19 protein-coding genes and 1 riboswitch are annotated in these 20,959 nt (G+C 64.5%); of the genes, 1 reads left to right on the top strand and 18 read right to left on the bottom strand.

Going from position 1 to position 20,959, the window contains the following annotated elements; translation table 11 throughout:
• Positions 1-15 precede the first annotated feature (15 nt).
• The 12 genes from C8J98_RS04890 to C8J98_RS04835 all read right to left on the bottom strand — a co-directional run bounded on the left by C8J98_RS04890 (position 16) and on the right by C8J98_RS04835 (position 11,957).
• On the bottom strand, positions 16-738 hold the full coding sequence (locus C8J98_RS04890; protein WP_107911485.1) for an adenosylcobinamide-GDP ribazoletransferase: 723 nt from the start codon (positions 736-738) through the stop codon (positions 16-18).
• On the bottom strand, positions 738-1,274 hold the full coding sequence (locus C8J98_RS04885) for a histidine phosphatase family protein (protein WP_107911483.1): 537 nt from the start codon (positions 1,272-1,274) through the stop codon (positions 738-740). Before C8J98_RS04885 ends, C8J98_RS04890 begins: the two co-directional genes overlap by 1 nt.
• On the bottom strand, positions 1,271-2,314 hold the full coding sequence (gene cobT / locus C8J98_RS04880) for a nicotinate-nucleotide--dimethylbenzimidazole phosphoribosyltransferase (protein WP_107911481.1): 1,044 nt from the start codon (positions 2,312-2,314) through the stop codon (positions 1,271-1,273). Before cobT ends, C8J98_RS04885 begins: the two co-directional genes overlap by 4 nt.
• A complete protein-coding gene (cobU, locus tag C8J98_RS04875; protein WP_107911479.1) occupies positions 2,311-2,832 on the bottom strand; it encodes a bifunctional adenosylcobinamide kinase/adenosylcobinamide-phosphate guanylyltransferase in 522 nt (173 codons plus the stop codon). Before cobU ends, cobT begins: the two co-directional genes overlap by 4 nt.
• Positions 2,826-4,292: a cobyric acid synthase gene (locus C8J98_RS04870; RefSeq protein WP_107911477.1), complete on the bottom strand. Its 1,467-nt coding sequence runs from the start codon at positions 4,290-4,292 to the stop codon at positions 2,826-2,828. The genes cobU and C8J98_RS04870 overlap by 7 nt, the downstream gene beginning before the upstream one ends.
• On the bottom strand, positions 4,289-5,296 hold the full coding sequence (cobD, locus tag C8J98_RS04865; protein ID WP_107911475.1) for a threonine-phosphate decarboxylase CobD: 1,008 nt from the start codon (positions 5,294-5,296) through the stop codon (positions 4,289-4,291). Before cobD ends, C8J98_RS04870 begins: the two co-directional genes overlap by 4 nt.
• Positions 5,289-6,197, bottom strand: a complete 909-nt coding sequence (gene cbiB / locus C8J98_RS04860; RefSeq protein WP_107911474.1) for an adenosylcobinamide-phosphate synthase CbiB — start codon at positions 6,195-6,197, stop codon at positions 5,289-5,291. The genes cobD and cbiB overlap by 8 nt, the downstream gene beginning before the upstream one ends.
• Positions 6,194-7,483, bottom strand: a complete 1,290-nt coding sequence (locus C8J98_RS04855; protein WP_107911472.1) for a cobyrinate a,c-diamide synthase — start codon at positions 7,481-7,483, stop codon at positions 6,194-6,196. Before C8J98_RS04855 ends, cbiB begins: the two co-directional genes overlap by 4 nt.
• Complete coding sequence (gene cobO / locus C8J98_RS04850) at positions 7,480-8,082, bottom strand: cob(I)yrinic acid a,c-diamide adenosyltransferase (protein ID WP_107912582.1); 603 nt, start codon at positions 8,080-8,082, stop codon at positions 7,480-7,482. Before cobO ends, C8J98_RS04855 begins: the two co-directional genes overlap by 4 nt.
• A gap of 23 nt (positions 8,083-8,105) precedes the next feature.
• Positions 8,106-8,687, bottom strand: a complete 582-nt coding sequence (locus C8J98_RS04845) for a hypothetical protein (RefSeq protein ID WP_107911470.1) — start codon at positions 8,685-8,687, stop codon at positions 8,106-8,108.
• 24 nt (positions 8,688-8,711) lie between these two features.
• Positions 8,712-10,550, bottom strand: coding sequence for a TonB-dependent vitamin B12 receptor (gene btuB / locus C8J98_RS04840; protein ID WP_233260155.1), 1,839 nt, complete (start codon positions 10,548-10,550; stop codon positions 8,712-8,714).
• Between the two features lie 157 nt (positions 10,551-10,707).
• A riboswitch (cobalamin riboswitch) is annotated at positions 10,708-10,938 on the bottom strand.
• 104 nt (positions 10,939-11,042) lie between these two features.
• Positions 11,043-11,957, bottom strand: coding sequence for an MBL fold metallo-hydrolase (locus tag C8J98_RS04835; protein WP_199229817.1), 915 nt, complete (start codon positions 11,955-11,957; stop codon positions 11,043-11,045).
• Between the two features lie 173 nt (positions 11,958-12,130).
• Here C8J98_RS04835 and C8J98_RS04830 point away from each other — a divergent pair, with 173 nt between their 5' ends.
• Positions 12,131-13,123: a DJ-1/PfpI family protein gene (locus tag C8J98_RS04830; RefSeq protein WP_107911466.1), complete on the top strand. Its 993-nt coding sequence runs from the start codon at positions 12,131-12,133 to the stop codon at positions 13,121-13,123.
• Positions 13,124-13,190: 67 nt separating this feature from the next.
• Here C8J98_RS04830 and C8J98_RS04825 read toward each other — a convergent pair whose 3' ends face one another.
• The 6 genes from C8J98_RS04825 to C8J98_RS04800 all read right to left on the bottom strand — a co-directional run bounded on the left by C8J98_RS04825 (position 13,191) and on the right by C8J98_RS04800 (position 20,931).
• Complete coding sequence (locus C8J98_RS04825; protein ID WP_107911464.1) at positions 13,191-14,711, bottom strand: hypothetical protein; 1,521 nt, start codon at positions 14,709-14,711, stop codon at positions 13,191-13,193.
• Positions 14,712-14,722: 11 nt separating this feature from the next.
• The gene (locus tag C8J98_RS04820) at positions 14,723-16,903 is read right to left on the bottom strand and encodes a TCAD7 domain-containing protein (RefSeq protein WP_107911462.1); all 2,181 of its coding nucleotides are present in this window, start codon (positions 16,901-16,903) and stop codon (positions 14,723-14,725) included.
• Position 16,904: 1 nt separating this feature from the next.
• Positions 16,905-17,225 carry a GYD domain-containing protein gene (locus C8J98_RS04815; RefSeq protein WP_107911460.1) on the bottom strand — a complete coding sequence of 107 codons (321 nt, stop codon included), beginning with the start codon at positions 17,223-17,225 and terminating at the stop codon, positions 16,905-16,907.
• 9 nt (positions 17,226-17,234) lie between these two features.
• On the bottom strand, positions 17,235-18,815 hold the full coding sequence (locus tag C8J98_RS04810; RefSeq protein WP_107911458.1) for a hypothetical protein: 1,581 nt from the start codon (positions 18,813-18,815) through the stop codon (positions 17,235-17,237).
• 17 nt (positions 18,816-18,832) lie between these two features.
• Positions 18,833-20,128, bottom strand: coding sequence for a CHAT domain-containing protein (locus C8J98_RS04805; protein WP_107911456.1), 1,296 nt, complete (start codon positions 20,126-20,128; stop codon positions 18,833-18,835).
• A 281-nt stretch (positions 20,129-20,409) separates the two neighbouring features.
• Positions 20,410-20,931, bottom strand: coding sequence for an SgcJ/EcaC family oxidoreductase (locus C8J98_RS04800; RefSeq protein WP_107911454.1), 522 nt, complete (start codon positions 20,929-20,931; stop codon positions 20,410-20,412).
• Positions 20,932-20,959: the final 28 nt, after the last annotated feature.

The raw sequence follows: 20,959 nt of genomic DNA, 5'->3' as shown, positions 1-20,959 counted from the left end.
TTTTCGGGGTCGGTGTTACGCGTTCGCCGCGACCAGGGCGACGATGGCCACAGCCTCGACCATCTCGACGAGTGCACCCGCCGTATCGCCGGTGAAGCCACCAAGGCGTTGGATACCTGCCCTCCTCCAAACCCAGCCCGTGACGCATGCCGCGACGAGCGCAACGAGGCCGGCCCAGCCGAAACACAGACAGAAAGCCACCGTCAGCGCCAACGCGACGCGGCAGCCGTTCGCCGACGCACCTCGTAACGGCTCACCAAGGCCTTGCGAGCGCACGTAATCCGTAGTCAGGAACCACGCGACAACAGCAGCGCGACCGAGCAGCGGAGGAAGCAACAACAACTCCCAATGCCTGAGCGTCGCCAGCGCCGATATCTTGAGCAACAGGACCAGCACCAGGGCGACGACGCCTGCAGGACCGCTACGCGGATCTTTCATGATCGACAAGGTGCGCTCGCGGTCGCCCATGCCACCTATCCAGGCATCGGCGCTGTCGGCCAGGCCGTCCAGATGCAACGCACCGGTCAGGGCGACCCATGCGACGAGCACGATCGCTGCCGCGGGCAGCGCGGGCATCACATGCAACAACGCGAAAGCGCCGATCAGTAGTGCGCCCAGGAGGAGTCCGACCAGCGGATACCACTTCAGCGAGGCCGCCTGGGCCTGCGCATCGATGGCGATACGCGGCACGGGCAGCCGCGTAAGAAATCCCAAGGCCACGATCAGCGCCTTCATCATCAGACCCAGAGAATCGGATGCAGGGACGCGTGCGGCACGTCGATGCCCGCCATGTCCCCGAAGCCGCGGTCTTCCGCCATGCAGCGCAGCAGGCGGATCGCGCCGCCGTGTGTCACCACGAGTACGCGTGCCTCGGCAGCCTCCCTGGCCACATCGGCCAGGGCGGCTGCAAGACGTGTTTGAAAAGCCTCGAAGGTCTCCGCACCCGGCGGTGGATGCGCCACGGGGTCCGCCCAGAAGCGACCGAGCGCGTCGCCGTCCTTTTCCGCAATGTCCTCGATGGGCACGCCCTGCCAGTCTCCGAAGTGGTATTCGGCCAGGCGTGGATCGAGACGTAGCGGCAAGCCTCGCCGTTCGGCCAGTTCCGTGGCGAAGCGCGCACAGCGCGACATCGACGACGCCACCACGCGGTCCCATTCGTGCCCTTCCACGGACGCGCGAAGCTGTGTCCAACCAAGATCGGTCAAGGCATCGTCCAGCTGTCCGCGATAGCTGCGCTGCCCCGTGTCACCGTGCCTGAGCAAGTCGATGCTCATGCCTCGGATACACCGGCTTCGGCGAAGGTCGCCATCGAGTTGTGGAGCGCGCACGCCAGCCGCAACAGTGGCACCGCGACTGCCGCACCACTGGCTTCGCCAAGGCGCAGCCCGAGATCGAGCAACGGCTCCGCCTCCAGCGCCGCCAGCACGCGTGCATGGCCGCGTTCCTGCGAGCGATGCGCGAAGATCAGCCAGGAACGAACGTCCGGGTGAAGCCTCACCGCGGCGAGCGCCGCCACACTGGTGATGAAGCCGTCGACGAGGACAGGCAAGCCACGCTGCGCAGCCGCGATGAACGCGCCTGCCAGTGCTGCAATCTCAAATCCACCGAGCCTGCGCAGGCGCTCGCGCGCGGTGTCAGCGTCCGCGTGCAGCTGCAGCGCGCTTTGGATCACCTGCACCTTGTGTGCGATGCCTTCGGCATTCAGCCCGGTCCCCGCACCGGTGAGGATCGCGGGGTCCTCGCCGAGCAGCGCACAGGCGAGTGCGCTGGCCGCCGTCGTATTGCCGATACCCATGTCGCCACCGATGTAGATGTGCGCGCTGGCCTTGACGGCTTCGCCGACGCTCGCAACGCCCGCGGCGAACGCCGCCTCGAGTTGCGGCTCGGTCATGGCGGCGGACGTGCAGAAGTTCGCGGTGGACGGAGCGATGATGCATCGGCGCACCCCCGGAATGTCACCCGGATCGTTCACCGTGCCGAGATTCACCACCTCCAGCGTCGCCTGGAGTTCGCGGGCGAGCACGGCAATGGCCGCACCGCCATGGGCGAAATTACGCAGCATCTCGCCTGTGACGGCTTGCGGGAAGGCTGAGATGCCTTCCGCCGCCACGCCGTGGTCGCCAGCGAAGACGGCAATCCAGACGCGATCGGCGCGGGGCTGCTCACGACCCTGCAGGCTGGCGAGTTGCACGGCGAGGGCCTCGAGTTGGCCCAGCGAGCCGGGAGGCTTGGTCAACGTGCCCTGGCGCGCCAGGGCGAGCTGGGCGGTGGCCACATCCGGGACGCGAGTGGGGGCCGCGAGCCAGTCGTTCATAGAGGTATTCCTTTGAGGATCAGGGGCAGCCCGGCAGCGACGAAGACGACGCGGTCGCATCGTTGGCCCAGGGCCTGGTGAAGGCGGCCGGCTTCGTCGACGAAACGGCGGGTGAGCTCGCCCATAGGGGTGATGCCGAGACCGACCTCATTGCTTACGAAGGCCATGTCGCCGGGCAAGGTGGACAGGATGTCGAGGAAGGTGTCGCGCTCATTCTCGAAGTGCGCGCCCTCGTCGATACCGAGCAGGTTCGACAGCCAGAGCGTCAGGCAATCGACCAGCAGGAAGCGGTCGGAGCGGGCGTGCTCGCGTAGTACGGCAGCCAGGGCCACGGGTTCTTCGAATGACGTCCACGTGACCGGGCGGCGCGACCGATGGTGGGCGATCCGATCGGCCATTTCGCCGTCCAGTGCCTGTGCGGTCGCCACGTAGAACACGTCTAAGCCACTTTCCGTGGCGAGGCGTTCCGCGAACGCGCTCTTGCCCGAGCGTGCGCCGCCGAGAATCAGCGTCAGCATGCTGGCAGTCCGAAGAAGCATTCCAGAGCCGCGGTGTCCATGTGTGCATCGATGACCGCGGCGAGGCGTTCCAACGTCGCCTCACGCAGGGCATGGATGTCGAGCGGCGTGGGCGCCGCGAGACCGGCATCGCCGAGCCATGCGGCCAACGCCTCAGGATGGTCGAAGACGCCATGCAGATACGTGCCTATGATGCGGCCGTCGTCCGACCGCGCGCCGTCGCCTCGTCCGTCGTCGAGCCGAACTGCAGGACGGGACATCCCCGCACCTTCGCTCACCCCGCAATGAATCTCGTAGCCCGTCACGGCGGTGTCGCCGTCGGCCAGCCAGCCACGCACATTGCGTAGCTGTTTCATCGGCGCTAGCGTCGTTTCCAGCTCGAGCAGACCCAGTCCCTCGCTGGAACCCGCAGGACCTTCGAGGCCGGCGGGATCGTGCACGGCCTTGCCGAGCATCTGCATGCCGCCGCAGATGCCGATGACCCTGCCGCCATAACGCACGTGACGCAGAATGGCCGTGTCCCACCCCTGCGTGCGCAACCAGGCGAGATCCGCGCGGGTCGATTTCGACCCCGGCAGCACGATGAGGTCGCACGGAGGAAAGGCTTCACCAGGGCCAACGAAGACGCATTCGACGTCGGGATGCGCACGCAGTGCGTCGAAGTCCGTGTGGTTGCTGATGCGTGGCAGCGCAGGCACGGCGATACGCAGGCGCGCGTGAGGCTTTATCGCAGGCCCACGCGGAAGCGCATCCTCGGCTTCGAGTACCAGGTCGTGCAGATACGGCAGGACCCCGAGCACGGGCTTGCCGGTCTCGCGCACGAGCCAGTCCAGGCCGGGCTGCAAGAGGGCGATGTCTCCCCGGAACCGATTGATGACGAAGCCCGCGATCCGCTTGCGTTCGCTTTCCGATAGCAAGGCCAGTGTGCCGATGAGGTGCGCAAACACACCTCCGCGATCGATATCGGCAACCAGAATGACCGGACAGTCCACGGCTTCCGCATAACCCATATTGGCTATATCACGGTCACGCAGGTTGATCTCGGCCGGGCTGCCGGCGCCCTCGACCACCACTGCCTCATACGTACCCACGAGGCGTGCATGGGAGGCCAGCACCGCGGTCATGGCCACGCGCTTATAGGCGTGATAACCCACCGCATCCATGTTGCCCACCGGATGCCCGTGCACGATCACCTGCGCCCCGGTATCACTGTTCGGCTTTAACAGCACCGGATTGAAGTCGGTATGCGGCGCCACGCCGGCTGCCTGGGCCTGCACCGCCTGCGCACGACCTATCTCGCCGCCATCCGCCGTCACCGCGGAATTGAGCGCCATGTTCTGCGGCTTGAACGGTGCCACCGCCACGCCACGATGACGCAACCAGCGGCACAACGCCGCAACGACCGTGCTTTTGCCCGCGTCGGAGGTGCAGCCCTGCACCATGAGGACACGGGCGTTCATGCGATGGCCTCCGATAGCGCCTGGGATAGTGCTGCAAAGGAAGTCTCGTCGGCCGGGAGGCCGAAGCGTAGTGCCGGAGGGTTACCGAAGTGACGGACGAGGATGCCGCGCTTCGCGAAGGCGCGATGAAGCGCGGCGGCATCCGGGTGTTCGCAATAGTGAAAGAACTCGCAGCCGCCTGAAGGGGGCAGACCGTGCTCGGTCAGTAGCAATGCCAGTTGCGCGGAGGCACGGCGCAGCCATTCGCGCGCCGACGCTTGCCACACGGTGTCCATCAAGGCGCGCGCCACAACGTAGCGTGTGGGTCCGGTCAGCGTCCACGGACCGAGCGATCCAGCCAGGTCATCCAGCAACGCCGGCCATGCGGAAACGAAGCCTGCGCGCGCACCGGCGAGGCCGAAGAACTTCCCGACCGAACGAAGGACAATGAGACCCTCGCGCCTGTGTCCGCAGAGACTGTCTTCCGGGCTCACGTCGATGAAAGCCTCATCCACGACGAGCCATGGCCTTTGCCGCGCAAGCCCGGGCGCCGCTTCGCGACTGGCCAGGCGGTCATGCAGTGCCAACAGGGTCTCGCCGTCGGCACATTCGCCGGTCGGATTGTTCGGCCGGATCACCACCACGACGTCGAACTCGTGAGCGCGTGTGAGCAACGCGAGGAATGGCAGGGTCACCACGTCGTGACCGGCTGTTATCCACGCGTGAGCATGCTCCGCGTAGGCGGGTTCGACCACGGCCACGCGCGAACGCCCGCGCAACCGTGGTAACGCGGCGATGGCCGCCTGTGAGCCAGCGACCGGCAGCAGGTGGTGGGTGCCGTAATAGCCGCGCGCCGCGTCGAGCAGCTCATCATCGTCTTCGGGAAGCCGCTGCCACACCGTCGAAGGCACCGCGGGTAAGGGATACGCAAAGGGACTGATTCCCGTAGACAGGTCGAGCCAATGCTCGCGCGCGATACCGTACTCGCGCACCGCGCGACCGAGACGTCCGCCGTGTTCAAGCATGCGCTGCGACTCCCACCAGCAAGACGATGGCCACCCAGACGACCACGCCACGATCGACCAGCCGCAGCGCCTGCAGGATCGCATCCGTTCCGGGCGGGGAGCCTTCGCCTAGCTCGGGGCGGTCCTCCCAGCGACCGTGGTACGGCGCTGGCCCACCGAGGCTGACGCGCAAGGCCCCTGCCCCAGCCGCCATGACCGGGCCCGCATTTGGGCTATCCCATGCAGGCGCCTGCACGCGCCAACAACGCAACGCGGTCACGCCGTCGCCCATGGCGGCGTACGTCAACGCGGTCAGTCGCGCAGGTATGAAACCAAGGACGTCATCGGCACGTGCCGCCATCCATCCAAAACGGTTGTATCGGGCGGTCCGGTAGCCCCACATCGCATCCAGCGTATTGGCAAGGCGGAATCCCAGCACGCCGGGCCCGCCGAACAGCACAAACCAGAACAATGCACCGAATACGGCATCGTGTCCGTTTTCGAGCACGGACTCTGTCGCGGCAGCGGATACCTGCGTCGCGTCCAGGGCCAGGGTGTCACGGCTCACCATGCGACCCACCGCGATGCGGGCAGCGACGAGGTCACCGGCAAGCAACGCCTGCGCCACCGGCCGTGCGTGTTCGCCAAGGCTGCGCCGACCCAGCGAGAAATACAGGACGATCATGTCGATCACGAAGGCCAGTGGCGCGGGCGATGCTGCGCGCAACCACGCGAGTACGGCAACCGGCAGCACGACTGCGAGGGTCCATGCGGCCACGCCGGCAACACGACGATCGGCATAGAGATGTCGCTCGATGGCAACGGCCAGTGCGCCGAAACCGACGAGCGGATGCCACCGTCGCGGCTCGCCCAGGATCATGTCGAGCAGCAACGCCAGCACCATGCAAAGCGCAACGGTCATGCGAGGAACAGCCGTCGCGCCGCATCGGGATTCGACGGAAAATAGAAGTGCACGAAGCTCGCCGTCATACGCTGGCGGCGATAGACTTTCTCGGCTGTCGGCCCGCCATGCGGGTTGCTTGCGCCGGCCAGGGGAAGCGCATCGATGTTCGCTTCGGCGTAATGGAAGGAATGCCCGCGCAAGGCACCTTCGGGCAGTTCGACGCTTTGCATGCCCAACGCTGCCAGACGCTGCTGCATGGTCGCGTGGCCCTCGAGCAGGCCCGCCATCGCGCCGACATGACCGTCGCGATCGGTGAGTCCGTCCAGCGCATAGAGCAGGCCGCCGCATTCCGCGAGCAAGGGGGCTCCGCGGTCCACATGCGCGCGAAGGTCGCGACGCAGGTCGTCACGTGCGGCAAGCGCGTCGATGTGTAATTCGGGGTAGCCGCCCGGCAACCACACTGCATCGCACGCCGGCAGCGGGTCGCCTGCCACGGGCGAAAAGAAGTGCAAGGTCGCGCCCGCCGCGCGGAGTTCGTCGAGGTTCGCCGGGTAGATAAAAGCGAATGCGGCGTCGCGTGCGATGGCGATCCGGACCCCGTCCAGCCGTACCGATGCGGGCATGGTGGTGCCCGCGTCGAAGGCGACCGGCGGTGGCAGCTCGGTGACGCCCTGCTTGCTCCATGCGTCAGCGAGGGCGTCGAGCCGCGAGTCGAGATCGGCCAGTTCCGACGCGGCGACCAGTCCAAGGTGTCGCTCCGGCAACGTCATGGCGGCGTCGCGGGGCAGCGCCCCGTGCCAGGTCAGGCCGGGCGGCAGGCTGTCGCGCAGCAAACCGGCGTGGTACGCGCTGCCCACCCGATTGGCCAGGACGCCGTGAAGGACAAGCGCCGGACGATACGTGGCCAGCCCGTGCGCCAGGGCGCCGAACGTCTGCGCCATCGCACTGCCGTCGATCACCGCCATCACCGGCAGCCCGAAAGCGATCGCCAGATCGGCGCTCGAAGGCGATCCGTCGAACAGCCCCATGACGCCCTCGACGAGGATCAGGTCGGCCTCGCCTGCCGCTTCGTACAGACGGGCGCGCACATCCTCATCACCACCCATCCAGGGGTCGAGCTGGTACACCGGCGCGCCACTCGCACGCTCCAGGATCATGGGATCGAGAAAGTCGGGTCCGGTCTTGAACACGCGCACCCGGCGACCCTGGCGCGCGTGGGCTCGCGCCAGGGCAGCGGTAACGCTGGTCTTGCCCTGCCCCGAAGCCGGCGCGGAGACAAGCAACGCAGGGCAATAACGGGTCATAGCTCCACACCCTTCTGCGCACGGATACCCGCCTGGTACGCGTGCTTTACCACGCGCATCTCGGTCACCGTATCCGCCGCGGCGACCAGCTCGTCGGGTGCACCACGGCCAGTGATGACCACGTGCTGGCGCTCGGGCCGTGCCGCGAGGGCAGCCAGCACGCGATCGAGAGGAATGTATTGCTTCACCAACGCGATGTTCAGTTCGTCGAGCAACACGAAGTCATAGCCTGGATCGCGGAGCATGCCCTCGGCCAGTTCCCATGCCGCCGTGGCGGCTGCGATGTCGCGGGCCTTGTCCTGGGTCTCCCAGGTATAGCCCTCGCCCATCACGTGATAATCCAACGGGCCGTCTTCGAACATCCGGAAAAAACCCTCCTCGCCGGTTGAGAAGCTGCCCTTGATGAATTGAACCACGCCGCAGCGGAAGCCATGGCCAAGCGACCTGGCGAGCATACCGAAGCCGGATGAGCTCTTGCCCTTGCCGTTACCGGTGTTGACCACCAGCACGCCACGGTCGATGGTCGCCTTCGCGATACGCCGGTCGATGAGCTCCTTCTTCCGGCGCATGCGATCACGGTGACGGGCTTCCTCGTCCATCTCTTGCCAGGGCACTGCCTCGTTCATGCGCGTGCCGTCTGGCCGTCACGCGCTTGCGGAAGGAGGCGGAACACCAACGCCTGGATCACCTGCGACGCCAGCACGTACCCGGCCGCCGCACGCACGAACAGCGGTGCCCACTGGGCGAAGCGCTGCAGATACTGCCCCATGTTCGGCTCCGCGTAGCGGCCGCCCAGCCAGTAGAACGCTCCGTTCGACACGGCATACGACAGCGTGGCGCTGACCACGATGCCCGCGAACACCACGCCATGCGAGGCAAGCGAGCCGTTGTAGCGCGGGGCGAGAAGACGGCCCGCATACCACAGCACGGCGTAAGCCAGCGGCAGGAAGGCGTACGCCACCGTGATGCAGAAGTCGCTCACCCCGGCATAACTCACCGAGTACCAGTCGATCAGCACGGACAGGACGACGAAGCCGAGGAAGGCCAGATGCTTGCGCAGATAAAGGCCGCCAAGGAAGAACAAGGACATGGACGCATCGGGTAGATGAAGGGCATCGCCGAAGTGGTTGAAGCGCGTGGCGATCATCACTAGCGCGAACAGGCCGGCAACAGCGGTGAACAAGGAACGTGAGAGCGGCTTCATGAGTTGACCTCGAAGGTGGGACGGTTACGAACGGGGCTGGTAACGCAGGGTCAGCATCCAGTTGCGCTCCGGCTGGTTGTAATAGCGCGCAGTCTCGTAGCGACGATCGAATATGTTGTTCGCCGACAATTCGATTTTCCACGCCGGGGCGAAGGCATAGGCCATGCGAAGATCGGTCAGCGCGTAGCCGCCCAGCCTGTTGGCGTTGGCGGTGTCGTCGAAGCGATAGGCCGAAGCGAACACGCTCGCACCGACGCTGAACGCGCCGAAGCTGCGGTCGACATCGATATTTCCGGTGCGACGCGCACGACGCGGCAGCAGGTTTCCGTGCGTGTCATCGTCGCTATCGTCGATCGGCTGCAGCCAGGTGGCGTTTCCGGCGAGGCGCCAGTCGCCGAGGGTCGTGTCCGCGGCCATCTCGACGCCACGGATGCGCGAGCGGTCGATGTTGTTCGCCCCACCAAACGGGAACAGCGGACCACTCAGGCTCGAGTCGAACACGATCAAGTGGTCGATCTTGTTCTGGAAGCCGTTGACGGACCAGTGGCCCCAGCCCGGCGTGCCCCGCAACCCCAACTCCCAGTTCTTCGATGTCTCCGGGCCCAGATCCGGATTGCCGTAGTCGGGGAAATACAGGTCGTTGAAGGTCGGCGCCTTGAAAGCGGTGCCGTAGCTGGCCGTAACGCGCAAGGTCTTCGTCAGCGCATAGCCGTACTGGAGGCTGCCGGTGGTCTTGCCACCGAACTGGCTGTTCTCGTCACGGCGCACGCTGCCCTGTACGGAGCTGTCGCCGTACTCCTGCTGCCACTCGGCAAACAGCGCGTGGTTGCGGCGTGCATCGACGAGGTAGTCGGTGCTGCCAACCACGCGATCGCGTTGCCAATCGAAGCCCACGGTGGTGAGGCCGGCGGTGTCGCCGACGCGGCCGAGATCGGCCTGGAGGGAAGCGAGGTCACGATGCGTATTGAACGTATCGGCGTAGACGCCATTCTCGTAGTCGGTCGAAAGATCTTCGCTACGGCTCAGGCTGGCGGTGATCAGGACGTCCTGCGCCGGCTTGTAGCGCACGCGGCTACCCAGTACCTGGGTCGCCGACTCGGCAAAGTTGCTGCTGGTGCCGTCGTAGTGGTTGCGGCCTTCCGTACGCGTCGCCGTGGCGTCGGCGTCCCATTGGTCGTCGAAACGCCAGCCGCCCAGCAAGGACAGCGCATTGTTCCTGTAGCCATCCCTGTCCGGCTCATACGTGAAGCAGCCGGCGCCGCCCGGGCTGGGCTTCCCGCGGCACGCATTGATGCCGTCGGTTTGGTCATGGCTTGCCTGGACGGAATACCAGCCTTGCGCACCGCGACCGGCGAAACCGACCGAACCGCGCGCCGCGTCGTACGATCCCACGCCTACCGAGAAGTTCGGTACGAACGCGCCCTCGGGGTGACGGGTAAAGATCTGGATGACGCCGCCGAGCGCTTCCGAACCGTAAAGGCTGGAGTACGGACCGCGCACGATTTCGATGCGCTCGATCTGGTCGACCGGGATGTCCTGGAAGGCAGCGGTGCCGGAGGTGGCCGAGCCGATCTTGACCCCATCCACCATCACCAGCACGTGATCGGATTCGGTACCGCGCAGGAACACGGATGTGGCCTTGCCCGGACCGCCGTTGTTGGCGATCGACACGCCCGGGGTGCCGCGCAGCAGGTCGGCCAGGGAACGCGGCTGGAGACGTTCGATATCGGCGCGGTCGATCACCATTGAGGCGGCGAGGACCTGGCTCTGGGCCTGGTCTGTGCGACTGGCCGTGACGACGACCTTGTCCAGATCGGTGGAAGCATCATCGGCGATGGCCGCAGCGGGCGCGAGCAAAGCCATCGCGATGGCGACCGCGAGGGTGGAAGAACGAAATGACACGAAACAACTCCTGCTAACCGCGCCTACCCGCGCAGCATCAATGGCGAGGAACAGGAGGCGGGAAGACAGGATCGCGGAGGGCAAAAGGCCGACGGCAACCCACGACATGGCCCTCCGCCTGTCCGGTGTACCTCATGGCCGGTCTCCGGGCTCGCGAGCGCAGGGAATCCCTACCGGACGGCGCCTTCCCATGCCTATGGCACAGTGGCTTGATGCCGACCTTTGCTCGCCTACCGTTGCGGGGGCAGCTCCGGAATGGTGGCAGCCTCGAAAGGCCGCGCACGTCACCGGATTCCCGTTTCAATCCGCGGCACTGAAGCCTTGGATCACCTTGGGCGCCGTTAGTGTATCCGAACACGTCGCACGGCGGCATAGATGGCCAATCGCAAGAAATGGCGCCAGGCCGACCGGCGCACTGCCCGTCATATATCGATACTCGTGCCGTCAGAACGCTCAGTAGTCCCAATACCCTGGCACCCAACGGAAAGCATCACCGTCGATCGCCACCCGGCCGACCGACGGGAACGACAGGTGAGTCGCCACCAGCAGTTCCCCGCTCGCTGCCAGCTCCCGGAAGAGCCGCAGCCGAACGTTCACTGCTTCCTCGGGATCATGCTCGAAACCGTTCTGCCAATCCGGGTGATCGAACGCAACTGGAAACACAGCGTCGCCCGCGAACGTCAGTGCCTCACCGCCGGATGCAATACGAACCACGCAATGTCCCGGTGTGTGGCCCCCTGTGCGACGGGCAACCACCCCCGGCGCCACTTCGTATTCCTCGTCGAACTGCCGAAGCTGGCCGCGGTAGTCAGCCAGGAACTGCTTGGCGGTGGCTCGAAGCACGTCCGGGATCGGCGGCGGCATGACCGTGCGGGAGAAGTCCGGTGACTCCCAGAACGCGACCTCAGCGGCCGCCACGTGGATGCGCACGTCCGGACGAAGGCGCTCCTTTACACCGTCGCCCAGCAGCCCACCCACGTGATCCATGTGCAGATGGGTAAGCACTACGTCGGTCAGCGAGGCCAGGTCGATACCGGCCGCTTCGAGTCGCTTGACCAACTGTCCGGCGCGCGGGAAGCCCTCGAATTCACCGCCCAGGCCGGAATCGATGAGGATAATCTGCTCGCCACTACGCACGACGACGACGTTCACCGCCCAGTCGAACGATTCCGGCAGGAGCATGTTGTCCAGCCAGGCGGCGCGGCCCGCGGGTGCGACATTGGTCGACATCACCTCGAACGGGATCGGCAACACGCCGTCGCTGATCACCATGACGTCGATCTCCCCGATCTTCAGTGCATAGCGCGACGGAACAAGGTCCCTGGACGTTGCTTCAACGGTGTGTGGGATGCTGTGTACGGCGCTCATGTTCATCTCCTGCTTACCACGGTAGGGAACCGATGGGGGTTCCATCCTAGGTTTCAGCAGAAGGCTTCGGTAGGCATCGCAGCGGGCTCACGATATTGCCTGTTGCGCAACAATCTTCCTCCCCTTGTCCCCCATTACGCTATCGTTCGCACGCCAAGTCCAGGGAGTCATACATGCGTCGCCACCTATTGCTGCTTTTCGTCCTGATGTTCACCCTACCCGCCTTCGCCGCGCACGAGCCGATGTCGGACCCGCCGGTACGCGTGGGCATCGTGATGTTCGACGGCGTCCAGATCATCGACTTTGCAGGACCTTACGAGGTCTTCGGCAACGCCGGCTTTGGCGTGGTCACGGTGTCGCCGGACGGCAAGCCCGTGACCACTGCGATGGGCCTGAAGGTCACCCCCGATGCGAGCTTCGCGACGGCGCCGCCGTTCGACGTTCTGCTCATACCTGGCGGCGACGTGGCCGATGCGCAGCGCGATACGCGCATCCTCGACTTTATCCGCCAGCGCTCGCTGCCAGCAAAGCAAGTGCTCTCGGTCTGCACTGGTGCCTTCATCCTCGGTGCCACCGGTCTCCTCGACGGCGACAAGGCGACCACCTTCACCCCGCGGATCGACGAACTGGCTAAGGCCTTCCCGAAGATCCAGGTGATCCGCGACGTGCGCTGGGCCGACAACGGCAAGTTGGTGACCTCGGCCGGACTCTCGTCCGGCATCGATGCCGCATTGCACGTGGTGGCGAAACTCCGCGGCACCGACGAAGCCCGCACCGTCGCCCTGCGGCTGGAGTATGACTGGAAGCCTGAAGGCGGCTTCGTCCGCTCACGGCTCGCCGATCGCTATCTGACAAAGAAACAGCTGCAAGCCGGCGTTGACTGGCCGAAAGACGCGAAGTTCGACGAGTATGTCTCCGTCGGCGACCTCGACCAGTGGGTGACCCGCTATCACGTGCAGACAGCCACACCCGCGGCCGAACTGCTCGACCGCCTCGACGTCGGTGCGCGCAAGACCGGGCAGTGGAAACCCGCCGGTCCGCATCGCTGGAACAGCCGGCAGGAGAACCGTGATGTCACGCTGAGTTTCACCACGAAGTCCGGCGCCGACGCGTCGCATTACGATCTCGAGATGGTGCTCGTGGCGGCTCCGGTGTCCACGCGCTGATCGCCCCTGAGCCCGACGACTGCCCGAGCTGTGACGCCTTCTTAGAGGTACGGCAGGGCCGCATTCCTCACCCCATCCATTTAAGGATGCTTTGCGCGACCGCGGGGCACGAAAAGTACGTCGTATGCATGACACCCTCAGCGGATTCCAGAACCAATAAGTTCGCTGCAGCCAGGGGGAAACCGGTCGCGCCATTCTTGTCCCACACCCCATCGGTCGGCACGACGAGGTCGTTCCGGGCTTCCTGGAAAACGTTATCGACGACGCCATTACCGAGCCCGGCGACGAGGCCGCGAAGCCCGCTGTCGGTGGGTTCGTAGTTGGACGTGACGGCAAAGCAGGTCGTCGTCGATGTGAAGTCCGTATTGAGCTTCGTCAGGAATGTCCCTCCCGGTTTCATGCCCGCCAGGCCGTCCAGGCCGGCCAATGCACCATGGCTGATCATCTTGAGCACCGTGATCATGGCCTCGATGGTTTCTGTCACCGGACCGGTGGGAAACAACGTCAGTGCCGTGGTGATGCGATCGATCATGGACACCATGTGATCGGGATCGGCAAGCGCGGTACCGTTGTTGGGAGCTCCGACGAAAGAAACCCGACCGACATTCACACGCGAGGTATCGAGCGCAAAAGTGCCCAGGCCTTCCACCAGTACCCGGGCGACCAGGCCTCCGCGGCTGTGGCAGATCACGTCCAGCCGAACCGGCGCATCCGGCAACTGGCTCAATAACCAGCGCACGTTGTCGTCCGGACCGACACTGAGCGTCGGGTGGTCCAGCGCGATCACGCGTCCACCGTAGCGGTCATGCAGTTCCTGCATGGCATTCTGCGGCAGGTCACCGAAGCCACCATGCGCCGTACTGAAAGTGCCATGCACAAAGAGAAGCAGCGGCCCCTGCTCGGCCAGCGCCTTGATGCCTGCTTTATCGAGGTCAGGGACATCGGAGAGCTTGTAGTTCTCCGGCGTAAACAAGCGCAGGCGGTGAGGACGTTTCTTCGCCTCCCATGCCGAGGCAAAGGCGTTGCTGATGGCGCCAAGCACGGGGTCGGTTATCGGGTAGACGAGGACTTTCAACACACGGCGCGCCGCGGCACCCAGGATGCTTCGGCTGGTGACCGATGCGGTTCCGGCATCGCCCGATATCACCGATGCCGGTATGCGGAATCTCTTGACGGAACGCCCCGCTCTTGTCGTCATCGGCTGCACGTCGCCTGCGTCCTCGGGCAAATGCCAGCGCAGCGCTCCCGCGTCATCCATCGACAGGACGATCTGCCCGGTCTCCGCACCAAGGTCGGGCGTCTGCAGTTCGATGAACTCGCCGTCCTCCCCGCCTCGAGTCGCGCTAGTCCGCGTTGTTCCCGGCGCAGGGTGAATGTCCAGGTCGATCTGCTTGACGATGGTGACGTTCTGGGCCCGCAGCGCCTCGTCGAGTGCGGCCATGCCGTCGTCTGCCACCGCCGCACGGGAGCGTGTCGTGGCCGGCGTAGCATGCGATAGCGTTGCGGCGCCGCGCAGTCCGGGTGTGCGCAATGCATACCCCTCGCCCAGGGGCACCGCTTCGGCGGAACCGGTCAATGTCGTTGCCATGCGATGGCTCCTTATTGCGTCGTTGCGCGTTCGAGCGTAAGTCGCGGATGTCCGTAGTAGACATACGCAAGCCAGGTCGAGTCCGGAACTGACCCGGCCGCTGATGCGAACCGGCAGCGCAGGTCGCGCAGGATCGCACCAACGGGTTCGCCCTTGGTCGGTCCTGCCGGCAAGGCTCGCTGCCAGAATTCCAGCGCCACCGTGCGAGCCACCTCATCGTCGACTTCCCACAGTGCCCCCAGCACCCCACCAAAACCTCCACGCAGGGAATTGCCTGGAAACCCGCCCATATCACCGAGCAGTTCTCCGCCGATGCCCAGCATGCAGGCGTTGAGGAACAAGAGGGGCTGCTGGGCTCCGCCGTAACGGGCAGCGCGAAACAGATTCGAACGAATCGGCATCCCGGACTCGAGGAAGAGCGTCGAGGCGTCCGGACGCGTCGCGTCGAAGTCGCCATGACCGGCGAAATGCGCCGCCTCCACGCCGCCGATCCTCTCAAAACCTTTTTCCAGCGATGCGCCGAGAAAGCTACTCATGGCTTGTTCGGTCGCAGCAAGAGGGAGGGCACCGTGTTCGGTCACAAGCGTCGAAGCTTCGGCTTCCGCCATGGGCAATCGCATGAAGCCGCTCGCTGCCTTGTACCAGGCAGCCATCACGGCCATGTTGCATACCGACAGGCTGGCTATCGGATGGGTAGCCGGCCGAGGCGATGTCGTAATTCCGGCCGTCGGCGCTGCTGCCTTGTCATCCCGTAGCCAGCGGCCAACCAGGGCCTGGCAGCCAAGATAACTGGGCCGGGTGGCGTCCAGAGGCTGATCGACCCAGCTCAGCTCCCAGGGCACATACGGTTCCGCGCTGACGATCAACACGGCAGGCGCGTTCGGTGCGACGTTGACGGCGACTTCGCGTAGCGCGTCGAAAACAGCGGCGGGCAGGCACTGTGCGACGAGCCTGCCTACGCTCTCCAGCGCCTGGTTGAGCAGGATGCTCTGACCAACCGCCTTGACTTCAGTGACCAGGTCCGCCGCGAAGGTCTTCGCGTCCTGCCCGAGATCCATCGGAAACGGTCCACGCCCGCACGTGAGCGGGTGGAGGGAGAATATCTGGCATACGTACTGGCCACTCGATGCATTGCGATCGGGTTTGCTGATCTCGATGGTGAGGTCGGGCGCGGCTGGATCCGGCATCAGGTCCACGGGTGCGGACGCCCGCACGGGAGCCGACCATGATTCACCGACCCGGTCCTGCTGAGGAGGCGCCGCCTCACGCGAGTGGAGGATGATGAGCGGCCTGGACGCGATACCGCACACCGTTCCACCCACGAGGTAGCGAACCTCCAGCGTGGTCAGGAGGGGATGCCACGCATCGACTCGCTCCTCGCCGGTGAGCGTGAACCGCACACACGCCGACGCGACATCATCAAGGTTTACCGACATCGTGCCACGCCAGCCGTCGATGGCCTGGACTCCGGGACCTGCCGACAGCTCGACAACGACCTCAACGGACGCTACACCGGCCGGGGCTCGCAGGATCAACTGCCCACCAGCCACCCCCGCCTGGGCGGCAGTGCCGAAGCCGACCGTGACGTCGAATCGCTCAAGTGCAGGGACGAAATCCGGAGCGTCGATGCGTGGCCAGGCTGGAACATCCCTGACCTCGGACACCGCTACGACGGGACTCGACGCCGAACGCGTCGTGGCGGAGCGAGGAGACGCCTCCCCCGGGTCTATCCCTGGGCTACGAATGCGAGGCTGCGTCGACACGCCGGTGACCAGCGCAACGGCGACCGGCTCACCGGCATCCATCACGACGCTACTTGTCGGGAACGCCTGCGATCCGCTCTCTCGGGAAGGCGTGGATGATGCATCGCTCTCATGCAGTTGAAGCAGGTCGAGAAGGCTCTGTCCACCGGACGAACGCGCGCAACGTTCGAGCACCTCGCCCAACTCGCGCGCATACCAGAGCACCCGCGCACCCCACTGCCGGCGTATCGCCGCCCCGTAGCGGCTGGCGTCGCGCGTAAGCATCGTCGCCACGTCATCGACCGGCCTGCCCGTGCGGATGGAAAGCTGCGCGATGTACGCGCTCGCCGCGGGATCGTCGACGGAAATCCAGAAGCCATTCATGGCGAGCCGTTGGAGCACCGCCTCCGCAGTCATGTCGGCATCGAGGCTTATGACGGGTTTCAGCACGTCAGCCGTCCTGGCCGACAATGCTGCTCGCAAATTCCATGGCACTCAGCCCGTCGCCCGATTCGATCAGCAAGGTGTTATGAATTGCCGTGTTTCGTTCCGCGCTACGTAACGACATCCAACAGGCTAGCGCCTGTTGCTGGTTCGGGAACGACGAGATCGCCACCCCGTCATACGGCCCGAGACAGTAGAAGAAGCTATGCAGCTGCCCACCGAACGCTTCTATGGCCACGCGAACGACTTCGGCGCGATCCGAGGGTTCGGTTAGAAAGCGCTTGAGCTGATCGTCCCTGTAGGTCCACTGGGTCAAGTAGAAAAGCATGTTGCTCCCTCATTCGACATAGCGGCGCAGACTGGCGGGGACAAACTCGTGCAGCCCGTTTCCGGAGTCATCATTGATTCGCGGCGCATCGATGGATCGAACCGACTCGGGAATGAAATAACCGTACACCGCTCCGAAGACCAGGCTCGTGAGCACCATCCGCGGGAGGAACTCGAATGGCTCGCGACCGAGGAACAGAAGAATCGGAACCGAAACGATAGACGCAACCGCCAGTCCGACCGCCCAGGTCGAGGCATCGAGAAGTCGCCGCTTGATCCGGGAAGCGGTACCAGACCATCGGTGATCCTGTATGAGCCAGGCAGCCGCCGCTGCGTGCGCAAACATGAACGGAAGCAGCACCCAGCTGTATGCCAGGCATCTTGCGGCGCCGCTCTCCCCATCCAGGATCGCGCCGATGCCGACATTGATCGCCAATACGACGGCCATCGCACAAGCACCCGAGGCAACCACGAACAGCTTCGGCGTTCGCTGCCATAGCCCTGAATTGGCAAACCCCCAATGGCGCTTGGGTATGATGGCAACGGTAATTGAGCCGAAGATGTCCAGCGCGAGGAGAACGAAACGCACGCCGAGCGAAAGCGACTGCGAGTTGCCACTGCTCGGCGCCGGTGCCGGGAAGAGCGTGAAGTAAAGCCAGAGACTGACGGCCACAAGCAACGCAAAAGTCGCCAGCAGCAACGCCGCGGTCGGGCGCTTCTTACGGCCCAGGTCGAAACCCATCTTCGCGAGCAATGCGTCGCGGCCATGCCGGGTAACGCGCATGGCCAGGGTGCCCTTCGCCGCGAGCAGGCACGCGTCGGCATAGAAGGCTCGAATATCCTCGAGCATCTCGTCGGTCATGTCGTCGACCAGCCTGCGCAGGAGTTCGTCCATCTCGCCCGTGTCACGCGATGGGTCCGTATCGCTGACATACAGATACCTGACATCGCCCAGCCGGGTGATCGAAGTGATCGTATGCGATACCCGAAAGGCGAGCCGGTCAAAACGATGCCTGAGTAAGTCGATACTTGGCCGCGCATCGAGGGAGAAGGTCGTCGCTGCGGGCGATTCCTCCCACGCTCTTATCGTCAGGAACACTTCGGTAGCGGCCAGGAGCTTCTGCCTGGCCAACGCCACGGCAGGGATCGGATCATCGTCGAGTGCGATGCCGCGTGCCGTCAGAAGCAAGCGGGCGTCGGACGCAAACGAGGACGTTCCGAAACGCGCCGCGCTCATCACGCGGGATAGGCGCAGCACGGAACCCGGGATACTGGCCCACCGATGGGCGCGCTGCCGAAAGTACCGCGCCGTGGAAGGCATGGCTCGAAGCGACAGTGTGAGCAGCAATGCCAGCCACGTGGCGAGCGGGTGAGGGGCAGAACCCGTGCTCCATCCGAACGCAAGCGACACCAGACCGTATGCGAGCAGGAAGATACCCGAGTACAGCGTCATGTGACCCATCTGCGCGGCGTAGTACCTGAATCCCGTGGTGCAGCTCCGCGACCAGCTCGGCTGATTGAAACCGACGCCGGCCATCGAAACCACCACCACCCAGGCAAGCAGGATATCGATGGACGGTGCGGTAAGCATGATGCACTCCCTCTCGCCTAGCGGGCGCCGGAGCGCCGGGACAACATCTTTCGAAACTCGTCCTGGGCCTTCAGGTTTACCACCGGCGCTACGGCATACGTGGGAAGCGTAGACATGCTGGCCGGAGGTGTCACCGTGATCGGCGTCACGGGCGTCTTTCGGACGCCGGCCTGGAACACCACACTCGAACCGGAACGACTGAAAAGCACGGGAATGCCCCACTCCATTCCGCCGGCGCAGAGCATCCCCTGTCGCGCAGTCGTCAGGGCGTGCTCGACCGTCTCACCCATCGACAGCGAGCGATAGAAGCGTTCTGCAAAGCGCGCCGAAGCCCCGTCCGTGATGGGGAATTGCATGGCGATGACCATGGGCAGGCCCCAACTGACCAGCGACGCACCGGCACTGGAAATAGCGCCACGCGCGCCTTCGCAACAATTGAGGATGGCCAGTTGAAGACTCCCGTCCGCCTGCAACATGCCGCCCAGTCCCGACCCATACACCTTCACCGGCTTACCGTCGCCGTCCTGCATCAGTACGAAGCCACGCGTACGTTGTTGCCCCTGCTCGTCCGTGTATTCATCGACACCACCGTGGCCGATGAAGTGGAAGATGTGCCACGGCCCCTCCTGCATCATGTCGAACAATCTATCGGTGGATCCCCCATGCACCCACTTGAGCTCGACGGACCCCGCGGGGAGATCCTTCAGTGCCATGTCGATGCGGGTACGCTCGGCTTCGACGTCCAGATCCGGCCATTCGGCGGCGCAGGGATTCGACACCATCCCGAGGATCCGCACGGGTCCGTCGACGGGCAACCGGGTTGGTGGGCCTTCGATATCGAGGAACCGGACGATGGGAGAACGATTGTTCAGGCACAGGTAGGCGTCCTCGTGACCCATGGCCTTGTCGAACATGAATTCCCAGGGAAGCAGCGCGAGCTCGGGCGAATCGACATGCAACTTGACGCGCAGGCCTTCGAGCTCATCACTTCTCTCCCGGACGATGCCCAGGCTGGCTTCGAACTTGGTCGCAACCGCAAACGTATTGCGAAATATCGCGCGAAATATCTGGTCACCGAACTCGCGAAGCAAACTCTCTTCCTTCGACGCCGGCGACACACCCGACCCCGAACGACGCCTAACGGCATCGGCAAGCCGCAGACGCAATGCCTCCAACGACTCACTGCCGAACTGAAGGCTTATCTGCGACTTCTCCGATTCTCCCGCAGGAGAGTTCGATACCTTCGCAAAGTAACGATCACCCTCCACGGACAGCCGCAGGTCGAAGTCCAGGTGTTTCTTGTGCGTCGGCATAGCAGTTCCCTCATGGACTCTCGGTCGTGCGCGATCGCACCGAGGTCAGTCATCGGGTCATTCAGAAGTACGCTGATAATGCATAGTCATTGCTCTTCGGGCGCGAATAGCAATACCCCTTTTGGTTGCGCCAACAGGCATAAACAAATACGGCAAGTTCGCGTCAGTTACTTCTTTTCGCTCAGTGGAACTACTCGCCGAAAACCCCGCGTTTCATCGGATGCGTGTAACGATGGGATGTGCGAAGCAACTCATGAATCTGACTTACCGCGCCGATCCGATCATGTCGAACCGGGACCCGATGTCAGTGGCGCATCGACCGTGGGCAGCACCGCCGTATTCTGCGAAGCGATGATGCGCCACGTGCCGTCACGGCGTTGGTAGACATGCTTCATGCGCGTCAGCAGCACACCCGGCGACGTCGCGACCGCCCCGCGCGGCAAGGCATGGAAGTTGGTCACCCGTATATCGGTATCGACGATCGCCACGTCCGGACCGAGGAACTGGATGTGTCGCACCGTGCTCTCGAAGTGGCTGCCCTTGAAGGGTCCTGCCAGGACCGCGGAATGGCGCTCCCGAATTGCCTCGGCATTGGGCATGATGCCGCCGAGGATATTGACCAGCTCACCCTCGGGCCAGTATTCGTTCGCCCACATGGCGCCATCGGCGGTATTCCATGCTTGTGCGAGACGATCGAGCGATTGTCGGAGCGGCTTCTCGGCCAGTGCATCCGCGTGGGTGGGGGCGGCATGGGCAAAGGCCATGGCGCCTGCTGCAACGATGGAGAAGAACCTGCTTGTCATGAGTGATCTCCCGATAACCCGTGGTTGA

Origin of the sequence: Luteibacter sp. OK325 (assembly GCF_003050935.1) — a bacterium.
Classification (GTDB): Bacteria; Pseudomonadota; Gammaproteobacteria; order Xanthomonadales; family Rhodanobacteraceae; genus Luteibacter.
Note: the sequence above shows the minus strand (reverse complement) of the source record. Positions and strands in the feature narration are given on the sequence as shown.